Origin of the sequence: Niveispirillum fermenti (genome assembly GCF_048066175.1) — a bacterium.
In the GTDB taxonomy this organism is placed as follows: domain Bacteria; phylum Pseudomonadota; class Alphaproteobacteria; order Azospirillales; family Azospirillaceae; genus Niveispirillum; species Niveispirillum fermenti.
On the sequence record NZ_JBLTXA010000005.1, the window covers coordinates 33,044 to 48,725 of the forward strand.

At 68.8% G+C, this 15,682-nt stretch carries 11 protein-coding genes; 3 read left to right on the forward strand and 8 right to left on the reverse strand.

The features are described 5' to 3' along the window. Window positions 1–370: 370 nt before the first annotated feature. Both ACM9LZ_RS06680 and ACM9LZ_RS06685 read left to right on the forward strand, forming a co-directional pair. Window positions 371–1,321 (forward strand): UDP-glucuronic acid decarboxylase family protein, encoded by a 951-nt coding sequence (locus tag ACM9LZ_RS06680; RefSeq protein WP_416618576.1) that lies wholly within the window; start codon window positions 371–373, stop codon window positions 1,319–1,321. 870 nt (window positions 1,322–2,191) lie between these two features. Next, the gene (locus ACM9LZ_RS06685; RefSeq protein WP_416618577.1) at window positions 2,192–3,532 is read left to right on the forward strand and encodes an MFS transporter; all 1,341 of its coding nucleotides are present in this window, start codon (window positions 2,192–2,194) and stop codon (window positions 3,530–3,532) included. Window positions 3,533–3,586: 54 nt separating this feature from the next. On the opposite strand, the gene ACM9LZ_RS06690 is transcribed toward ACM9LZ_RS06685, so the two are convergent. The 8 genes from ACM9LZ_RS06690 to ACM9LZ_RS06725 form a co-directional block, all read right to left on the reverse strand. After that, on the reverse strand, window positions 3,587–6,832 hold the full coding sequence (locus tag ACM9LZ_RS06690) for an efflux RND transporter permease subunit (RefSeq protein WP_416618578.1): 3,246 nt from the start codon (window positions 6,830–6,832) through the stop codon (window positions 3,587–3,589). A 10-nt stretch (window positions 6,833–6,842) separates the two neighbouring features. After that, window positions 6,843–8,093 carry an efflux RND transporter periplasmic adaptor subunit gene (locus ACM9LZ_RS06695; protein ID WP_416618579.1) on the reverse strand — a complete coding sequence of 417 codons (1,251 nt, stop codon included), beginning with the start codon at window positions 8,091–8,093 and terminating at the stop codon, window positions 6,843–6,845. A gap of 5 nt (window positions 8,094–8,098) precedes the next feature. Next, window positions 8,099–9,382 (reverse strand): TolC family protein, encoded by a 1,284-nt coding sequence (locus tag ACM9LZ_RS06700; RefSeq protein WP_416618580.1) that lies wholly within the window; start codon window positions 9,380–9,382, stop codon window positions 8,099–8,101. Between the two features lie 75 nt (window positions 9,383–9,457). Then, window positions 9,458–9,778 (reverse strand): hypothetical protein, encoded by a 321-nt coding sequence (locus tag ACM9LZ_RS06705; protein WP_416618581.1) that lies wholly within the window; start codon window positions 9,776–9,778, stop codon window positions 9,458–9,460. A gap of 318 nt (window positions 9,779–10,096) precedes the next feature. Then, window positions 10,097–10,927 carry an anti-sigma factor family protein gene (locus ACM9LZ_RS06710; protein ID WP_416618582.1) on the reverse strand — a complete coding sequence of 277 codons (831 nt, stop codon included), beginning with the start codon at window positions 10,925–10,927 and terminating at the stop codon, window positions 10,097–10,099. Window positions 10,928–10,932: 5 nt separating this feature from the next. Then, on the reverse strand, window positions 10,933–11,448 hold the full coding sequence (locus tag ACM9LZ_RS06715) for a sigma-70 family RNA polymerase sigma factor (protein WP_416618583.1): 516 nt from the start codon (window positions 11,446–11,448) through the stop codon (window positions 10,933–10,935). Window positions 11,449–11,580: 132 nt separating this feature from the next. Continuing rightward, complete coding sequence (locus tag ACM9LZ_RS06720; RefSeq protein ID WP_416618584.1) at window positions 11,581–12,738, reverse strand: thiolase family protein; 1,158 nt, start codon at window positions 12,736–12,738, stop codon at window positions 11,581–11,583. Continuing rightward, window positions 12,735–13,793: an NAD(P)H-dependent amine dehydrogenase family protein gene (locus tag ACM9LZ_RS06725; RefSeq protein WP_416618585.1), complete on the reverse strand. Its 1,059-nt coding sequence runs from the start codon at window positions 13,791–13,793 to the stop codon at window positions 12,735–12,737. The genes ACM9LZ_RS06720 and ACM9LZ_RS06725 overlap by 4 nt, the downstream gene beginning before the upstream one ends. 116 nt (window positions 13,794–13,909) lie before the next feature. Here ACM9LZ_RS06725 and ACM9LZ_RS06730 point away from each other — a divergent pair, with 116 nt between their 5' ends. Next, window positions 13,910–15,628: a class I adenylate-forming enzyme family protein gene (locus ACM9LZ_RS06730; protein WP_416618586.1), complete on the forward strand. Its 1,719-nt coding sequence runs from the start codon at window positions 13,910–13,912 to the stop codon at window positions 15,626–15,628. The last annotated feature ends 54 nt before the right edge of the window (window positions 15,629–15,682 follow it).

The following is a 15,682-nucleotide window of genomic DNA, read 5'->3' on the forward strand; positions in this document are numbered from 1 at the left end:
TGATAGATGCCTGTTTCCCGCCCCAGCTGGGAACGCGCGTGACTATCGGACAACTTCCCGATACACGCAACAGATTGCAACCCGCACAATTGGACGGCACAAATTTGTCGTATACTTACGAAATGTTATCGATAACGATTTGTTATAACGCAACAAGGGCCGGCAACGCCGCCCATCCCCCCTCAGACCTGCGTCCAAGAAAAGGCCCTCCTTCCACCCAAACAGGTGATGGGCATCTGGCCGGTCGATCTCCGGGGCCCGAGGCGGGGCAGGGCTGCAAATGGAAGTCCCCATTTCATATCGCTGACGATATGATGGGCTTGCATCGTGCCCGCCTTCACCCCTTCCGCTGTCTGATATGAGGATCATCGTGAAACATTCACGCAAACGGGTTCTGGTTACGGGTGGGGGGGGCTTCCTGGGCTCGCATCTGTGCGAGCGGCTTCTGCAGGAGGGCAACAGCGTCATCTGCGTCGATAATTTCTACACAGGCACACGCGACAATATCTTCCCGCTGCAGGACAATCCCAATTTCGAAGTGATCCGCCACGACGTGACCTTCCCCCTCTATCTGGAGGTGGACGAGATTTATAATCTCGCCTGTCCCGCCTCCCCCATCCATTATCAGCGCGATCCGGTCGCCACGACCAAGGTCAGCGTCCATGGCGCCATCAACATGCTGGGTCTGGCCAAGCGGACGCGGGCCAGAATCCTGCAGGCCTCGACCAGCGAGGTCTATGGCAATCCCGATATCCACCCCCAGCCGGAAAGCTATTGGGGCAATGTCAATCCGATCGGGCCGCGCAGTTGTTATGACGAGGGGAAGCGCTGTGCCGAAACCCTGTTCTTCGATTATCACCGTCAGCATGGCCTGCGGATCAAGGTGGCCCGCATCTTCAATACCTATGGCCCGCGCATGCATCCCGACGATGGCCGCGTCGTGTCGAACTTCATCGTTCAGGCCCTGCGCCATGAGCCGATCACGCTTTTTGGCGACGGGCAGCAGACACGCTCCTTCTGCTATGTCGCCGACATGATCGACGGGCTGGTGCGGCTGATGAACAGCCCGGACGCGGTCACCGGCCCCATCAATATCGGCAATCCAGAGGAATTCACGATTCGCGAGCTGGCCGAACGGGTGATCGCGATGACCGGCTCCCGCTCATCCATCACCCACCACCCGCTGCCGACGGACGACCCGCGCCAGCGCCGCCCGGACATCACACAGGCCCGGACAGTGCTGAACTGGTCCCCGACCATTCCCCTTCAGACCGGCCTGGAACGGACCATCGCCTATTTCAGGCAACTCCTGGGATGCTGAGACGCCCGGCTCACCATCACCCATGCTGCCGGCGAACGACCCGCGCCAGCGCCGCAGGTGCGGCGTAGCCAGGCCAACGGATGTTGGCGCCGACACCTGATACGTAACTGCATTGATCAGAACCTATAGTGCTGATCAATGCATCCCTCATGCGCCGGGCGCCGCCATCCGGCGGCTTTGGCGCATGGGCGCGCGGGCGCTCAACGCGCCAACCAAAGGTGCGCCAACCAAGGTGCGCCAACCAAGGTGCGATGAGTTCAACTCACCGCACCTTGGTATGAGGCCCGGTGATCGGTTGCGATCACCGGGAACTGGTATCAAGCCCCAATACGCAACGGGAGACCCGTTGCGCACTGCCCCGTCTGTTTGCGGACAGCCTGGGGCTGACGGTCCCGCGCCCGTGTCCTAGATCATGGACGGGGCGGGCGGCAGGCGTTACGATCGGGGCTGGCGGTCGCCTGTCGTGGCCGCCAGTTCGCCGTCCGCACAGGCAACGTAAAGGCAAGAACGGACCCGCCGACCAGGCACTGACAGACCGACCCCGCCGCCCATGGTCCCCCCGGGCGTGGCGCATGGACAGTATCGGACTGCCCTTTTCCTGCGCCGCCCGCCGGGCTCCCGGCTTGGCCCCCCCTTTCTTGGGGCCCGCCATTTCTCGCGCGTCATCCGGCCCCTTCTTCCATTCGGGGGTCCTGCGCATCGCGGACCATGCCCTTGATCCCGTGACCGGCCCCTTCCGGCGGCCGGGACGCTCCATGCAGAAGAACCCGCAGGAGACACCATGCCCATGATGTTCCCCATGACCCGCACGCCCCGTGCGCCGGTCCTTTCCGCATTTTCCCGTCCGGCCACCTGGGTGGGGGAGTGACGATGCAGGGCACAGCGACGACGCCCCCCGATACGCCCCCTCATCCTGCCGACCAGCGCACGCTGAACCGTGCCATCGGCGCGTCGGCCATCGGCAACGCCACCGAATGGTTCGACTACGGCATCTATGCCTATGGCGTCACCTACATCTCCGCGGCACTGTTTCCCGGCGATGTGGACGAGGCCGTGCTGTTCGCACTGGCCACCTTTGCCATCTCCTTTCTGGTAAGGCCGCTGGGCGGCATGTTCTGGGGCCCGCTGGGTGACCGGCTGGGCCGCAAGTCGATCCTGGCGCTGACCATCCTGCTGATGTCGGGCGCCACGCTATGCGTCGGCCTGATCCCCACCTATGACAGTATCGGATTCTGGGCACCGACCCTGCTGATCCTGCTGCGCATGGTGCAGGGATTTTCCACGGGCGGCGAGTATGGCGGGGCGGCGACCTTCATGGCCGAATATTCCCCCGATGACCGCCGCGGCTTCTATGGCAGCTTCCTGGAGTTCGGCACCCTGGCCGGCTTTTCGCTGGGGGCGGGGCTGATGCTGGGCTTTTCGCTGATGCTGGGCGACCAGGCCATGCATGACTGGGGCTGGCGCATTCCCTTCCTGCTGGCGGGGCCGATGGGGCTGATCGGCCTTTACCTGCGGTCCCGCATCAAGGAAACGCCCGTATTCCAGGAGGCGGAGGCCAAGGCGGACGCGGAGGGCCGCGAGGCGCCGGGGCTGGGCGTGCTTTTGCGCCGATACTGGCGGCCCGTGCTGGTCGTGAGCGGGCTGGTGGTGGCGCTGAATGTCGTGAACTACACGCTGCTGAGCTATATGCCGACCTATCTCCAGCGCCGCATGGGGCTTTCCAGCGACGAGGCGCTGATCGTGCCCCTGATCGGCATGCTGTTCATGATGGTGCTGGTGCCCTTTGCGGGCTGGCTGTCCGACCGGGTCGGGCGGCGGCCGATGTGGAAATTCTCCCTGCTGGGGCTGTTCTTCCTGGTCATCCCCCTTTACATGCTGATGGGCACGGGCCTGACGGGAGCCATCGTGGCCTTCATCCTGCTGGGCCTGCTCTATGTCCCGCAATTGGCGACCATATCGGCCACCTTCCCCGCCATGTTCCCGACCCATGTGCGCTTCGCCGGCTTCGCCATCGCCTACAATGTCTCCACCTCCATCTTCGGCGGCACGGCACCGGCCATTGGCAGCGGCCTGATCACCATGACAGGCAACCCGCTGATGCCCGCCTTCTACATGATGGGGGCCTGCCTTGTCGGGTTGCTGGCACTGCGCCACATGCCCGAGACGGCCGGCCGGTCCCTGCGGGAGGATTGCTTCGCCCCCCGGTCATGATCCCAGTCACAGCGGGTGGGGTGGAGAGCCCGGCCCCACCCCACCCGGCCCGCGTCATCCAGCCTGGTCGACGGATCGTCCGGAAACCGTCGTGCCTTCCGATTGGGCGGCAACCGGCACAGGTGCCGCGAAGCGGCGGTATAGCGCCGGCAGCACCAGCAGGGTCAGCAGCGTGGCCGTGAACAGGCCGCCGATGACCACCGTGGCGATGGGCCGCTGCACCTCCGCCCCGACGCTGGTGGACAGGGCCATGGGCACGAAGCCCAGGCTGGCCACCAGCGCCGTCATCAAAACGGGCCGCAGGCGGGTGCGCGCGCCTTGCCGCACGGCCCGGTCCAGGTCCATGCCGCCCTGGCGCAACTGCCGGATATGGGACAGCATGACCAGGCCGTTCAGCACGGCGATGCCCGACAGCGCAATCATGCCCACCGCGGCGGAGATGGAAAACGGCATCCCCCGCAGGAACAGCGCCAGGATGCCGCCCGTCAGCGCCAGCGGCACGCCGCTGAACACCAGGGCGGCATCCCGCGCAGTGCCCAGCGCGCTGTAGAGCAGCAGGAAGATCAGCGCGAAGCAGGCCGGCACCACGACCATCAGCCGCTCGCGCGCCGCGATCAGGTTCTCGAACTGCCCGCCCCAGTCGATCCAGTAGCCGGCCGGCACCGCCACATTGGCGGCGATGGCCTGCTGCGCCTCCGCCACGAAGGACCCGATATCGCGGCCCCGGACATTGGCCTGCACCACGATGCGGCGCTTGCCGTTCTCGCGGCTGATCTGGTTGGGCCCTTCGGCGACGTCGAAACGCGCCACCTGCCCCAGCGGCACGGTCCGGGCATTGCCGGCGGCATCGGGCGGCAGGGGGATGGGCAGGGCCTTCAGCGCGTCGGGATCGTTGCGCAGGCCGCCGGGCAGCAGGGCCACGATGTCGAACCGGCGGTCGCCCTGATAGATCAGGCCGGCTTCCCGACCGCCGACCGCCATGGCGAGCACCTCCTGCACCTCGGCCACCGACAGGCCGAAACGGGCGGCACGGTCCCGGTCCACGGTGACGTTCAGGAAGGACGCACCCGACACCTGCTCCACCCGCACGTCGGCGGCACCGTCGATGCCGCGAACCTGGGACGCAATGGTGTTCGCCGTGTCCAGCAGCGTGTCGAAATCGTCGCCGAACACCTTGATGGCGACGTCGCCGCGCACCCCGGCCAGCAACTCGTTGAAGCGGAGCTGGATGGGCTGGCTGACCTCGTAGACCTGTCCCGGCAGTTCGGCCACGGCGGCTTCCAGCCGGCGGATCAGGTCCGCCTTGGAAAGGCTGCGATCGGGCCACTGGTCACGCGGCTTCAGCATCACGAACATGTGGGAGATGCCGGGGGGCATCACATCCGTCCCGATCTCCGCCGTGCCGGTCTTGGAGAAGGCGAAGGCCACCTCCGGAAAGGCGGTCACGGCCTTCTCGATCTCCATCTGCTGTGCCGTGGCCAGCGGCAGGCCCGTCGACGGGATGCGGAAGGAATTCAGCGCCACATCGCCTTCATCCAGTTGCGGGATGAATTCCTGGCCCAACTGGCCGAACAGCAGCAGGCTGCCGGCAAACAGGCCGGTGGCCAGCGCCGACATGCGCAGCGGCCGCCGCAGGGCCTTTTCCAGAAGCGGCTGGTAGATGCGGCCGGCCCGCGCGATGACGGCGTTCTCCTTCTCCTCCACCCGGCCCTTGACGAAGATGGCGATCATGGCCGGCACCAGCGTCAGCGACAGGACGAAGGCCGCCGCCAGCGCGATGATGACGGTCAGCGCCATCGGCTCGAACATCTTGCCTTCCACCCCCGTGAAGGTCAGCAGCGGCAGATAGACGGTGATGATGATGGCCTGGCCATAGACGGTGGGCTGGATCATCTCCCTGGCGGCCAGTGTCACCTCTCCCAGCCGTTCCTCCAGCGTCAGGACCCGCCCCAGCGCATGCTGGCGTTCCCCCAGGCGGCGCAGGCAGTTTTCCGCGATGATGACGGCACCGTCGACGATCAGGCCGAAATCCAGGGCCCCCAGGCTCATCAGGTTGGCGCTGACGCCGGCCTCCAGCATGCCGGTGGCCGTCAGCAGCATGGTCACGGGAATGACGGCCGCCGTGATCAGGGCGGCGCGGAAATTACCCAGCAGCCCGAACAGCACGGCGATGACCAGAAGCGCACCCTCGGTCAGGTTCTTCGCCACCGTCCTGATGGTGGCGTTCACCAGGTCGGTGCGGTCCAGCACCGTCTTGGCCAGGATGTCGGCCGGCAGGGAAGCGCGGATGATCTCCAGCCGGGCATCGACGGCGGCGGCCACCGTGCGGCTGTTCTGGCCGATCAGCATCAGGGCCGTGCCGACCACCACTTCCCGGCCGTTCTCGCTGGCGCTGCCGGTGCGTACCGCCTGGCCTGGCCGCACCTGTGCCACGTCGCCCAGGCGCACGGGCACGCCGCCGCGGGTGGCCACGACGACACCGGCGATCTGCTCCGGCCCCGACAGGCGACCGTCGGCCCGCACGATGAACAGTTCGCCGTTGCGCTCAAGCTGGCCGGCGCCCAGGCTCTGGTTGGCATTCTCCAGCGCCCGTGTCAGGTCGGCGAAGGAGATGCCGAAGGCGATCAGCTTTCCCGGGTCCGGCAGCACATGGTACTGACGCTCATGGCCGCCGATCGTGTCGATGCCGGCCACCCCGGCCACGCCCTTCATCTGCGGCGTGACGATCCAGTCCTGGACCGTGCGCAGATATGTGGCCCGCTCCACCTCGTCGGCCAGCCTTTCGCCCTCGGGGGTCAGATAGCTGCCGTCGGGCTGCCAGCCGGGCTGTCCCGCCCGCGCCGCGCCGGCGTCGAACGGGGCATATTCCACGGTCCACATATAGACCTCGCCCAGACCCGTGGAGATCGGACCCATGGTCGGGGTCAGGCCCGGGGGCAGTTGCTCCCTGGCCTCGGTCAGCCGTTCGCCCACCTGCTGGCGGGCGAAATAGATATCCACCGTCTCCTGGAAGATGGCGGTCACCTGCGACAGGCCGTTGACCGAGATGGACCGGGTGCTTTCCAGGCCGGCGATGCCGGCCAGCGCCGTTTCCACGGGGAAGGTCACCTGCTGCTCCACCTCGAACGGCGACAGGGCGGGGGCCAGCGTGGTGATCTGGATCTGGTTGTTCGTGATGTCGGGCACGGCGTCGATGGGCAGGCGCAGCAGCGATTGCAGCCCGAAGGCCGCCGCCACCGCCACCAGCAGCACCACCAGATACCGTCGCTGCACGGAAAGGGAGAGGATGCGTTCGATCATGCCGGCCCCCTCAATGCGCGTGCGAATGTTCGGCTTCGCTGCGCGATGCCTCGGCCTTAAGGACGAAGCTGTTGCCGCTGGCCACCACGTCGCCGGGGAACAGCCCGAAGGTGATTTCCGCCACCGCGCTGTTGCGGCGGCCGACCTCCACGGCGCGCATTTCGAACCCTTCGGCATTGCGCACGAAGACCACGTCCTCACCCTTGATGGCCTGGATGGCGTCGGCCGGCACCGTGACGTCGGCCGGCAGGCCGCCGGCCCGGATCACCCCGGCCGCGAAGTCGCCCGGCCGCCAGCCGCCATCGGCATTGTCCAGGCTGGCCACCACACGGGCGGCCCCCGTCTGCGGGTCCAGCGTGGGGCCGGCGAAGATCACCCGTCCCGTTCCCTTCTGGCCATCGGGACCCGTCAGGGCGACCGTCTGGCCGGCCCGCACCTGCGCCACGTCCCTGGCATAGACGGGCAGTTCGACCCAGACTTCCGACAGGTCGGCGATGGTGAATATCTCCTTCTCCGCCGCCAGCAGCTCGCCACGCACGCCCTCGCGCCAGGTGACGCTGCCGGCGATGGGGGACCGGATTTCCAGCCGGGCCAGGGTGCCGGGGTCCTGCCGCGGCAGGCCATCGATATCCGCCCGCGACAGGCCCAGGGCCGCCAGCCGCTGGCGCGCGGCGTCCAGGGTGATGCGGGCCGTGGCCGCATTGGTACGGGCATCCAGGTAATCCTGCTCGGCGGAGATTTTCTTCCGCCACAGTTCCTCCTCCCGCTTCAGGTTGGTCGCGGCCAGCGCGTCATGGCGCAGGGCCGACAGGAAGGCGGCCTTGGCGTCGGCCAGGTCGCGGCTTTCCAGCACGGCCAGCAGGTCGCCGGCCGCCACAGGCTCACCCAACTGCTTGTGCAGTTCGGCGACCACGCCCGGCGCGCGGGTCGTGACATGGGCCATGCGCTCGTCATCGGCCGCAACAGTGCCTGACACGCGCAGTTCGGCCGCCACCTCGCCGGGGGCTGCCGCAACCAGCCGGATGCCGGCCCGGGCGATCTGGGCTTCGGTCAGGTGGATCACCCCTTCCTCGCCCTCATGATCGTGCCCGTCGCCACCCGCATGATCGTGCCCGTCGCCGGCGGCATGGCCGGCCGCAACGCCATGGTCATGGTCATGGTCATGGTCATGGTCATGGTCGTGGCCGCTTTCGAAAACGGCATAGCCGATGCCGGCCACCACCAGGGCGGCCACCGAAATACCGATCAGTCTCGTCTTCATCGGGATCATTCCTCCCCGTCGGGGGCAGCGGCACCCAGCCGTTCAAGCTCGGCCCGCGCATCATGGAAGCCGCGCAGCGCCTCGATCAGGTCGCGCTCGACATCGAACAGGGTCCGCTGCGCGTCCAGCACGTCCAGATAGCCGAACTTGCCCTGGCGATACCCTTCATTGACATTGTCCAGCGCCTGACGCGCCGTCGGCACGATCTGGTCGCGCAGGGCATCGGCCTGTTCGCGCGCACTGTCGAACCGGGCGCGGGCCAGCGCCCGGTTGCGCTCCTGTTCCATCCGCGCGGTCGCCAGGTCGGCCTCGGCAGCCACCATTTCGGCCCGGGCCCGGGCAATGGCGCCGCGATTCTGGTCGAACAGCGGAATGGGCACGCTGACGCCGACCAGGAAGGCGTTGTCCCCGCTGTCGCGGAACCGGCGGAAGCCGGCCGATACGGTCAGGTCGGGCACGACGCGCCCCTTCTCCTGCGCCAGCTCGGCATGGCCCTGCCGCACCTGCGCCTCCAGCCGGCCGATCTCCGGGCTGCGGCCGGGATCGCCAGCCGGCACCGGCGGCGGGGCCGGGTGGCCGGTGCGCATGAACCAGCCATCCTCCAGCGCGGCATCGATGGCAGGCAGGTTCAGCAGGGTGGCCAGCGACTGCCGCGCAGCCGCCTCGTCACGGCCGGCGCGGGCCAGCGCGATTTCAGCCTGACGGCGGTCGATGCCGGCACGGCCGGCCTGGGGCGGGGCCTCTCGCCCGGCATCGACGCGGGCCTGGATGGACCGTTCCGTCTCCTGCGCCAGCCGGACACGCTCGGCGGCCAGCCGCCGCTCGGCCGTGGCGGCCACAGCGGCCGTGAAGGCCTGGCGCACGTCGCGGGCCAGGTCCTGCCGGGCCAGTGCCAGGTCCTGCCGGCTGGCATCGCGCGCGGCGGCCGCGGCATCTTTCCGTGCCCCGCGCTTGCCCCCAAGCTCGATGGTCTGCGACAGGCTGTAGGTGGTCTCCACACTGTCGAAGCCACGATAGGGGCCGGAGCCGCGGAAATTCTCCATCTCCACGGACAGTTCGGGATTGGGCAGCGCCGCGGCCTGCTGCGCGGCACCGGCCGCGGCATCCAGCCGGGCGGCAGCGGCTGCGGTACGGGGGGACCGGGCCAAGGCCAGGGCCACGGCTTCAGCCGGGTCCAGGCGGGCCGGCAGCCCGGAAAAGGGGGGATCGGTGGCGCGCGCACCCTGCGCGGCGGCCACCGGCACCCAGCCCATGCAAAGGGCCAGGGCGGTTGCGGTCAGCAAACGCATGTTCTCTCCGCGTGAAAGCACCAGGACGGGACGCGGCAGGGGCCGGTCGGCCCCGAACCACATCCGGTTCAGGCGTCAGGCACGCGGGGGTTTATAGGGCGGGCTTAGATCGGCGGTGGCCGGTGGTGGCGTTTCGACCAGCAGATAGCGGGCCGGCATCCAGACCACAGGCATGACCATGCGCTGCGCGGGCACGGGGCTGGCGGCATGCACATGGCCGCAGCCATGATGGCAGTCGAAGCAGAGCTTGCCCGCCACGCCGTCATGCGCGGCGGGGTCCCCCTCACCCGGCCCTTCCCCTTGCGCATGCACATGCCCCGCATCCACCACATGGCCATGGCCAGGGGGCGTGATGAACAGGGCCAGCAGGATGGCAAGAAGGGCGATCAGGCGCATGGGACGCGACCATAGGGGCAGCAGGCGGCGAAGACAAGCCCGCACGGAAAAGACCGGCGGCGGGCGGCACGAGGAGGAGCCTGCAACCTCCAGCCGCTATAGGGTCAAGGGAAAAACGACGCAGGCCGCCTTACCCCCATCGCGATAAAAGTCACGGTCACGGTCGCGGTAAAGGGGGGCATCCGCTTCCCCGTCTCCCGCCTTTCCGGTCTCCCCCGTCTCCCGCAAAGTGCCATCAGCCCAGCAGCAGCCAGATCAGCAGCAGGTTGAGCGCCACACCGATGGCCATCTCCCCGCGACCGATCCGGAAGCGGGGCTTCACGGGTCCACCAGAGCGGCCCCGACAGCCTGGGGGTCGGGGCTGGCGACAAGCTGGGCAACCCGTTCCAGGACCCGCGTGTCGGCGTTGCCCAACAGGGCATAGACATAGGGGCCGGATCGCCAATAGACCACCTCCCCCTCATCCGTGTGGCCCAGGGTCGGGGGCAGGGTCTGCGGCATGGCGGTGGCCGTATCCTCGGCCACGAACAGGACGACGGTGCCCTTCCTGTCATGCTGCCAGAAGACCTGGATGGCGTCGCCATTGTCCCAGGCCGTAAGCTGGGCGCCCAGCAGGCGCCATTTGGGCGTCGGCGGCCCCGGCACGGGCAGCGGCGGCCGCCCCGCATGCAGGGCCGCCAGCCGGGCCGGCACCGCCGTGTCGGCATAGGTCAGGCCGCGCGTGGCGATATCCTCCCGCATGGCGGTGCGATAGGCCTCCGCCGCCTCGTCGGCGAACAGTGGGACCCGATGCGCCGCCTCCGCCAGCGACAGATAGCCCGGCACAAGCCAGTTGATGCCATATCCGGCACCCAGCAGCACGACCACGGCCGCCACCCGCCGCAGCACATGGCCGGCCTGATCGACCAGCAGGCGGCGGCGCAGGCGGCCGGCAAGCTGTCGCGTGGCGGCGTCCGGCGGCGCGTCGAACCGGTCTTCCCCCAGGCCGACGCGCAGCAGGTCGGCGGTGCCCAGATCGGCCATGACCCGGGCCGCCTCCTCCGGATGGCGGGCCAGCCAGCGCTCGACATCGGCACGGCGGCCCACATCCAGGCCACCGTCGATGAAGGCATTCAGGTCATCCTCGGTGATGGGGTCGAAGGGCGGCATGCGGCCTACTCCACCAGCTTCAGCGCGGGGCGGCGGGTGGGAACGGCGGCCCCCTCCACCTGCTCGCGCAGGGCGGCACGGGCGCGGGCCAGCCGGGACATGACGGTGCCCATGGGGATGCCCAGCATCTCCGCGATCTCGCGATAACTCATCTCCTCCACCACGGCCAGCAGCAGGATTTCACGCATGCCGTCGGGCAGCGCCAGCAGCCGGTCGATCACCTGCTGCACCTCCACCTGCATGTCTGGCCGGGCCGGGCCGGCGCCCGGCGGCAGGGCCGCGGCGGCCCCGTCCAGTGCCGACAATTCCACCCGCTCCCGCCGCCAGCCGGAAACGAAGCTGTTATGGACGATGGACAGAAGCCAGGTGCGCATGTTGGACCCCGGCTTCCAGGTGCGGTGCGCGGCCAGCGCCCGCGCCAGGCTTTCCTGAACCAGGTCTTCCACCCGGTGGCGGTCGCGCGTCAGGACCAGCGCATAACGCCGCATGGCGGGGATATGAAGGGTGATGTCGGGCAGCACGGGGGACAGGGCTCTGGCGCTCGGTCTGTTGCGGGAAAGGCTACCAGCGATATACGCACCAGTCCCGCCTTTATTCCCTGCACCCCCGCATTATTTGCCGGAACGCACCGTCCCGGCGAAAAGGGCCGGCCGTCAGGCCAGGCGCTCCACCACCAGGGCCACGCCCACACCCTGCGCACCCGTCGCCACGACCAGTCCCAGCGTGCCGTCGGCCTCGTCCAGCGCGTCCAGCAGTGCAGACAGCAGGATGGCCCCCGTGGCACCCATCGGATGGCCCTTGGCCAGATGCCCGCCGCCGACATTCACGCGCGCCGGATCGATGGCCCGGTCCCGCAGGAAGGCGGCGATGGTGACCGCAAAGGCCTCCATGAATTCCACCCGGTCCATGTCGGCCAGCCCCAGCCCGGCCCGGGCCAGGGCCTGATCCATGGCCGTGAAGCCGGCCATCAGGCTGTCGCGCGGATCGCCGCCGGCTTCGGCATAGGCCAGGATGCGGGCCCGCGGCGGGCGTTCGCCGCCGGGGCCGCCCACCAGGGCCAGCCCCGCCCCATCCGCCATGGGCGGGGCATGGGCCACGGTGTGGCGATGGTCCAGGGCCGCACCGTCCAGGGCCGGGCGATAGGCATCGGCCAGCTTGGCGAAGGCCGGGCGCAGGGCCGCCAGCCCGTCGGCCCGCGTCTCGCGGGGCAGTTCCTCGCCCGTCAGCCGGCCGGCGGGAATGCGCGAGGCGTTCAGCGCCGGCCGGGCCTCCGCCGCCGCCGCGCGCTGCTGCGACATCAGGGCCATGGCGTCCAGTTCGGCCCGCGACACGCCCAGCCTGCCGGCCAGCAGATCGGCCGCCAGCGCCACGGGGATATAGCGGCGAACAGGCGGCAGGTCGGCAGCCGTATAATAATCCGCATTGTCGCCCATGAAGGGCACGCGGGACATCATCTCCACCCCGCCCGCCAGCACATGCCGGGCCTGGCCCGCCGTCACCAGCGCCGCGGCCTGGCCGATGGCCGACAGGCCCGAGGCGCAGAAATTGTTGATGGAATGGACCGGCACGCCATCGGCGCACAGGCCGGCCAGCTTGGCCACCATGGCCACATGCCCGCCCTGGGCACCCACCTGACCGACGCAGCCGATGATGACCTGATCGGCCAGCATGCCCGCGGGCCGGCCCCGGTCGGCCAGGGCCGTGCCCAGCCCGGCCAGCAGCCCGGCCGGCGTCAGGGCGGCCAGGCCGCCTTCGGCATGGGCACGGCCTCGCGGCGTGCGCACGGCATCATGGATATAGGCGCCCTTCATGCCCCGCCCCCGTTCAGCCGGGGCCGCCAGGGACCGGGGGGGCGATAGGCGAACAGGCCCGGCGGGGCGGCCAGCACGTCGGGGATGGCGTTGAAGGCGACGGCCACCGTGGCGTCGGCCAGGGCGCGGGTGGGGGGGGCCGCGGGATCGGCCTCGCCGATATCCAGGGTCATGCGGATCGTGGGCCGCCCGTCGATCGTGATGGTCCAGTGTCCGCTGCCCCGATCGGGATGCAGCGCCGGGTCAGCCGTCCACAGGATGGAAAGCAGCAGTTCGGCCCCGTTCTCCATCAGGGCCAGCCAGCGCCACTCGGTCGCCGCCACCGTGCCCGCCGGGATGGTGCCGGCCGGGATCACCACGTCGCGCGGGGCCAGCGTCAACTGATGGTCGGGCGTGACGGTGACCAGCCTGGTGCCAAGCGCGTGGGCCGCGAATTGCAGCACCTCCCCGAACAGCTTGGCATAGAGCGTGGCCAGCGGACCCTTGCGGATATCGTTCACCGCCGGGTCGCTGCCCAGCCCCATCAGGTCGAACACGAAGGGTGCCGCGGTCATGGCCGAGGCGTCGACCATCTCGCTGATGCCGATCCGGTCCACCCGCGCGCACAGGCCCGTGGCGGTCAGGGCCAGCCGTTCCACCACCATGCCGGGATTGACCCCCAGCCCGGCCAGCGTCACCCCGCCTTCCAGCGCCGCCTCATGCAGGCGCGCGGCGTAATCGCCGGACTGCGCCGCCGGCCAGTGGAAGCCGGCCAGCGAAATGACGTTCTTGCCCGACCGCAGCAGCCGGATCACATCGTCGGCCAACGCCTCATATGGCAGGGTGATGCGCGGCGTGTGCAACACCAGATCGGCCGGCGTGGCCAGAATCTCCTCGATGTCGGCGGTGGCCAGGATGCCGGTTTCCGGCCGCTTGGCCAGCGCCCCGGCATCCGTGCCGGCCTTCTTGGCGCCATATACATAGACACCGGCAAGTTCCAGGTCGGGATGGTCGATGATCCGGCGAAGCGACGTGCGCCCCATCGATCCCGTTGCCCATTGGATGACACGCACCATGCGGAAGCCCCATATTTGCGCCCGGAACGGCGCAGACAGTTGATCAGGACAGTAAGTATTGTTATGAAAGCCACATAATTCGGTGAATGACAAGATGCATCCAGCAGGGAGGACCCATGTTCACGACCGACGCGGCGCGCATCGCCGATTACGAGGCCCGCGGCTGGTGGGCGGGGACCACCGTCGACGCCATGTTCCAGCAGACGGCCGCGGCCGCCCCCGACGCCCTGGCCCTGATCGATCCGCCCAACCGGCCCCTGCTGGACGGACAGCCGCAGGAACGGCTGACCTGGGCGCAGGTGCGCGACCGCGTGGAACGAATGGCCGCGGCCCTGCTGGCGGCGGGGCTGGTCAAGGACGACGTGATTTGCGTCCAGCTTCCCAACACGACCGACGCCGTGATCCTGTTCCTGGCAGCCGCGCGGCTGGGCCTGATCATCAGCCCCGTGGTTATGCAATATCGTGAGCACGAGCTGTCGCACATCTTCGACCTGACCACGCCCAAGGCTTTCATTACAGTACCCACATTCCATAAGCACGACCATGCCGCCATGGCGGCAGGCCTTCTGGCCAGCCGGCCGGGCCTGCGCCTGCTGCTGCTGGCGACCAGTGCCGAGGGAACGGACCGGGAAGCGGACCTGCGCGCGGCCATGGCGGCCGCCGATCCGGCTCCGGTCGCGGCCCATGTCGCCGCCAACCCCACGGCCGGCGGCGAGGTGCTGACCATCTGCTGGACCTCGGGCACGGAAAGCCGGTCCAAGGGCGTGCCACGCGACCATAATCATTGGGTACTGAACGCCCGCATCGTGGCGGAAGCGGCCGGCATGCGGGACGGCGACGTGCTGCTGAACCCGTTCCCTCTGGTCAATATCGGGTCGATTGGCGGACAGGTGATGCCCTGGCTGCTGCTGCGCGGCCGTCTGGTCCTGCACCATCCGTTCGACCTGCCCTTGTTCCTGGCCCAGGCGGCGGCGGAACGGGTGACCTATACCATAGCGCCCCCGGCGGTGCTGACGGCCCTGCTGAAGCAGCCCGACCTGATGCGCGGCACGGACCTGTCGGCCCTGCGGGCCATCGGCTCCGGCTCGGCACCACTGTCGCCCTGGCTGATCGAGGGATGGAAGGAACAGCACGGGATCGAGATCTGCAACATCTTCGGGTCAAACGAGGGGGCGTCGCTGTTCTCCAGCCCCGGCGACGTGCCGGACCCCACGGAGCGCGCACGGTATTTCCCCCGGTTCGGGGCGGCGGGGCAGGATTTCGACAGCATTGTCCACCGCGTGATCCGCACGCGCCTGGCAGACCCGGACACGGGAGAGGAGATCACCGTTCCGGGCCGGCCGGGCGAACTGCGCATCACGGGGGCTGCGACCTTCAGCGGCTATTGGCGATCCCCGCACCTGACGGCGGCGGCGTTCGACGATCAGGGCTGGTACCGCACGGGCGACCTGTTCGAAATTGCGGGCACGGGGGCGCTGTCACGTTTCTACCGGTTCGTGGGCCGCTGCAAGGAGATCATCGTGCGCGGTGGGGTCAACATCTCCCCCGCCGAACTGGACGAGTTGCTGACCGGCCTGCCGCAGGCGCGTGAGGCGGCAACCGTCGGCATCCCCGACCCCGATCTGGGCGAGCGGGTGGCCGTGGCGCTGGTGCCGCGCGACGGGGCGGAACCGACCCTGGCCGATGTGCTGGACTGGCTGAAGCGCGCCGACGTCGCCGTTTTCAAACGGCCCGAGCGGCTGGTGCTGCTGCCCGTCCTGCCGCGCAACGCCATGAACAAGGTGCAGCGCGACCAGTTGCGCGCCCAGGTCCTGGCCGCCCTGGACGCGGCTTAATGCCAGCGGCCGAAAATCTTGACCGATGGTCAAGGTTTTCGGCACCTCAAACGC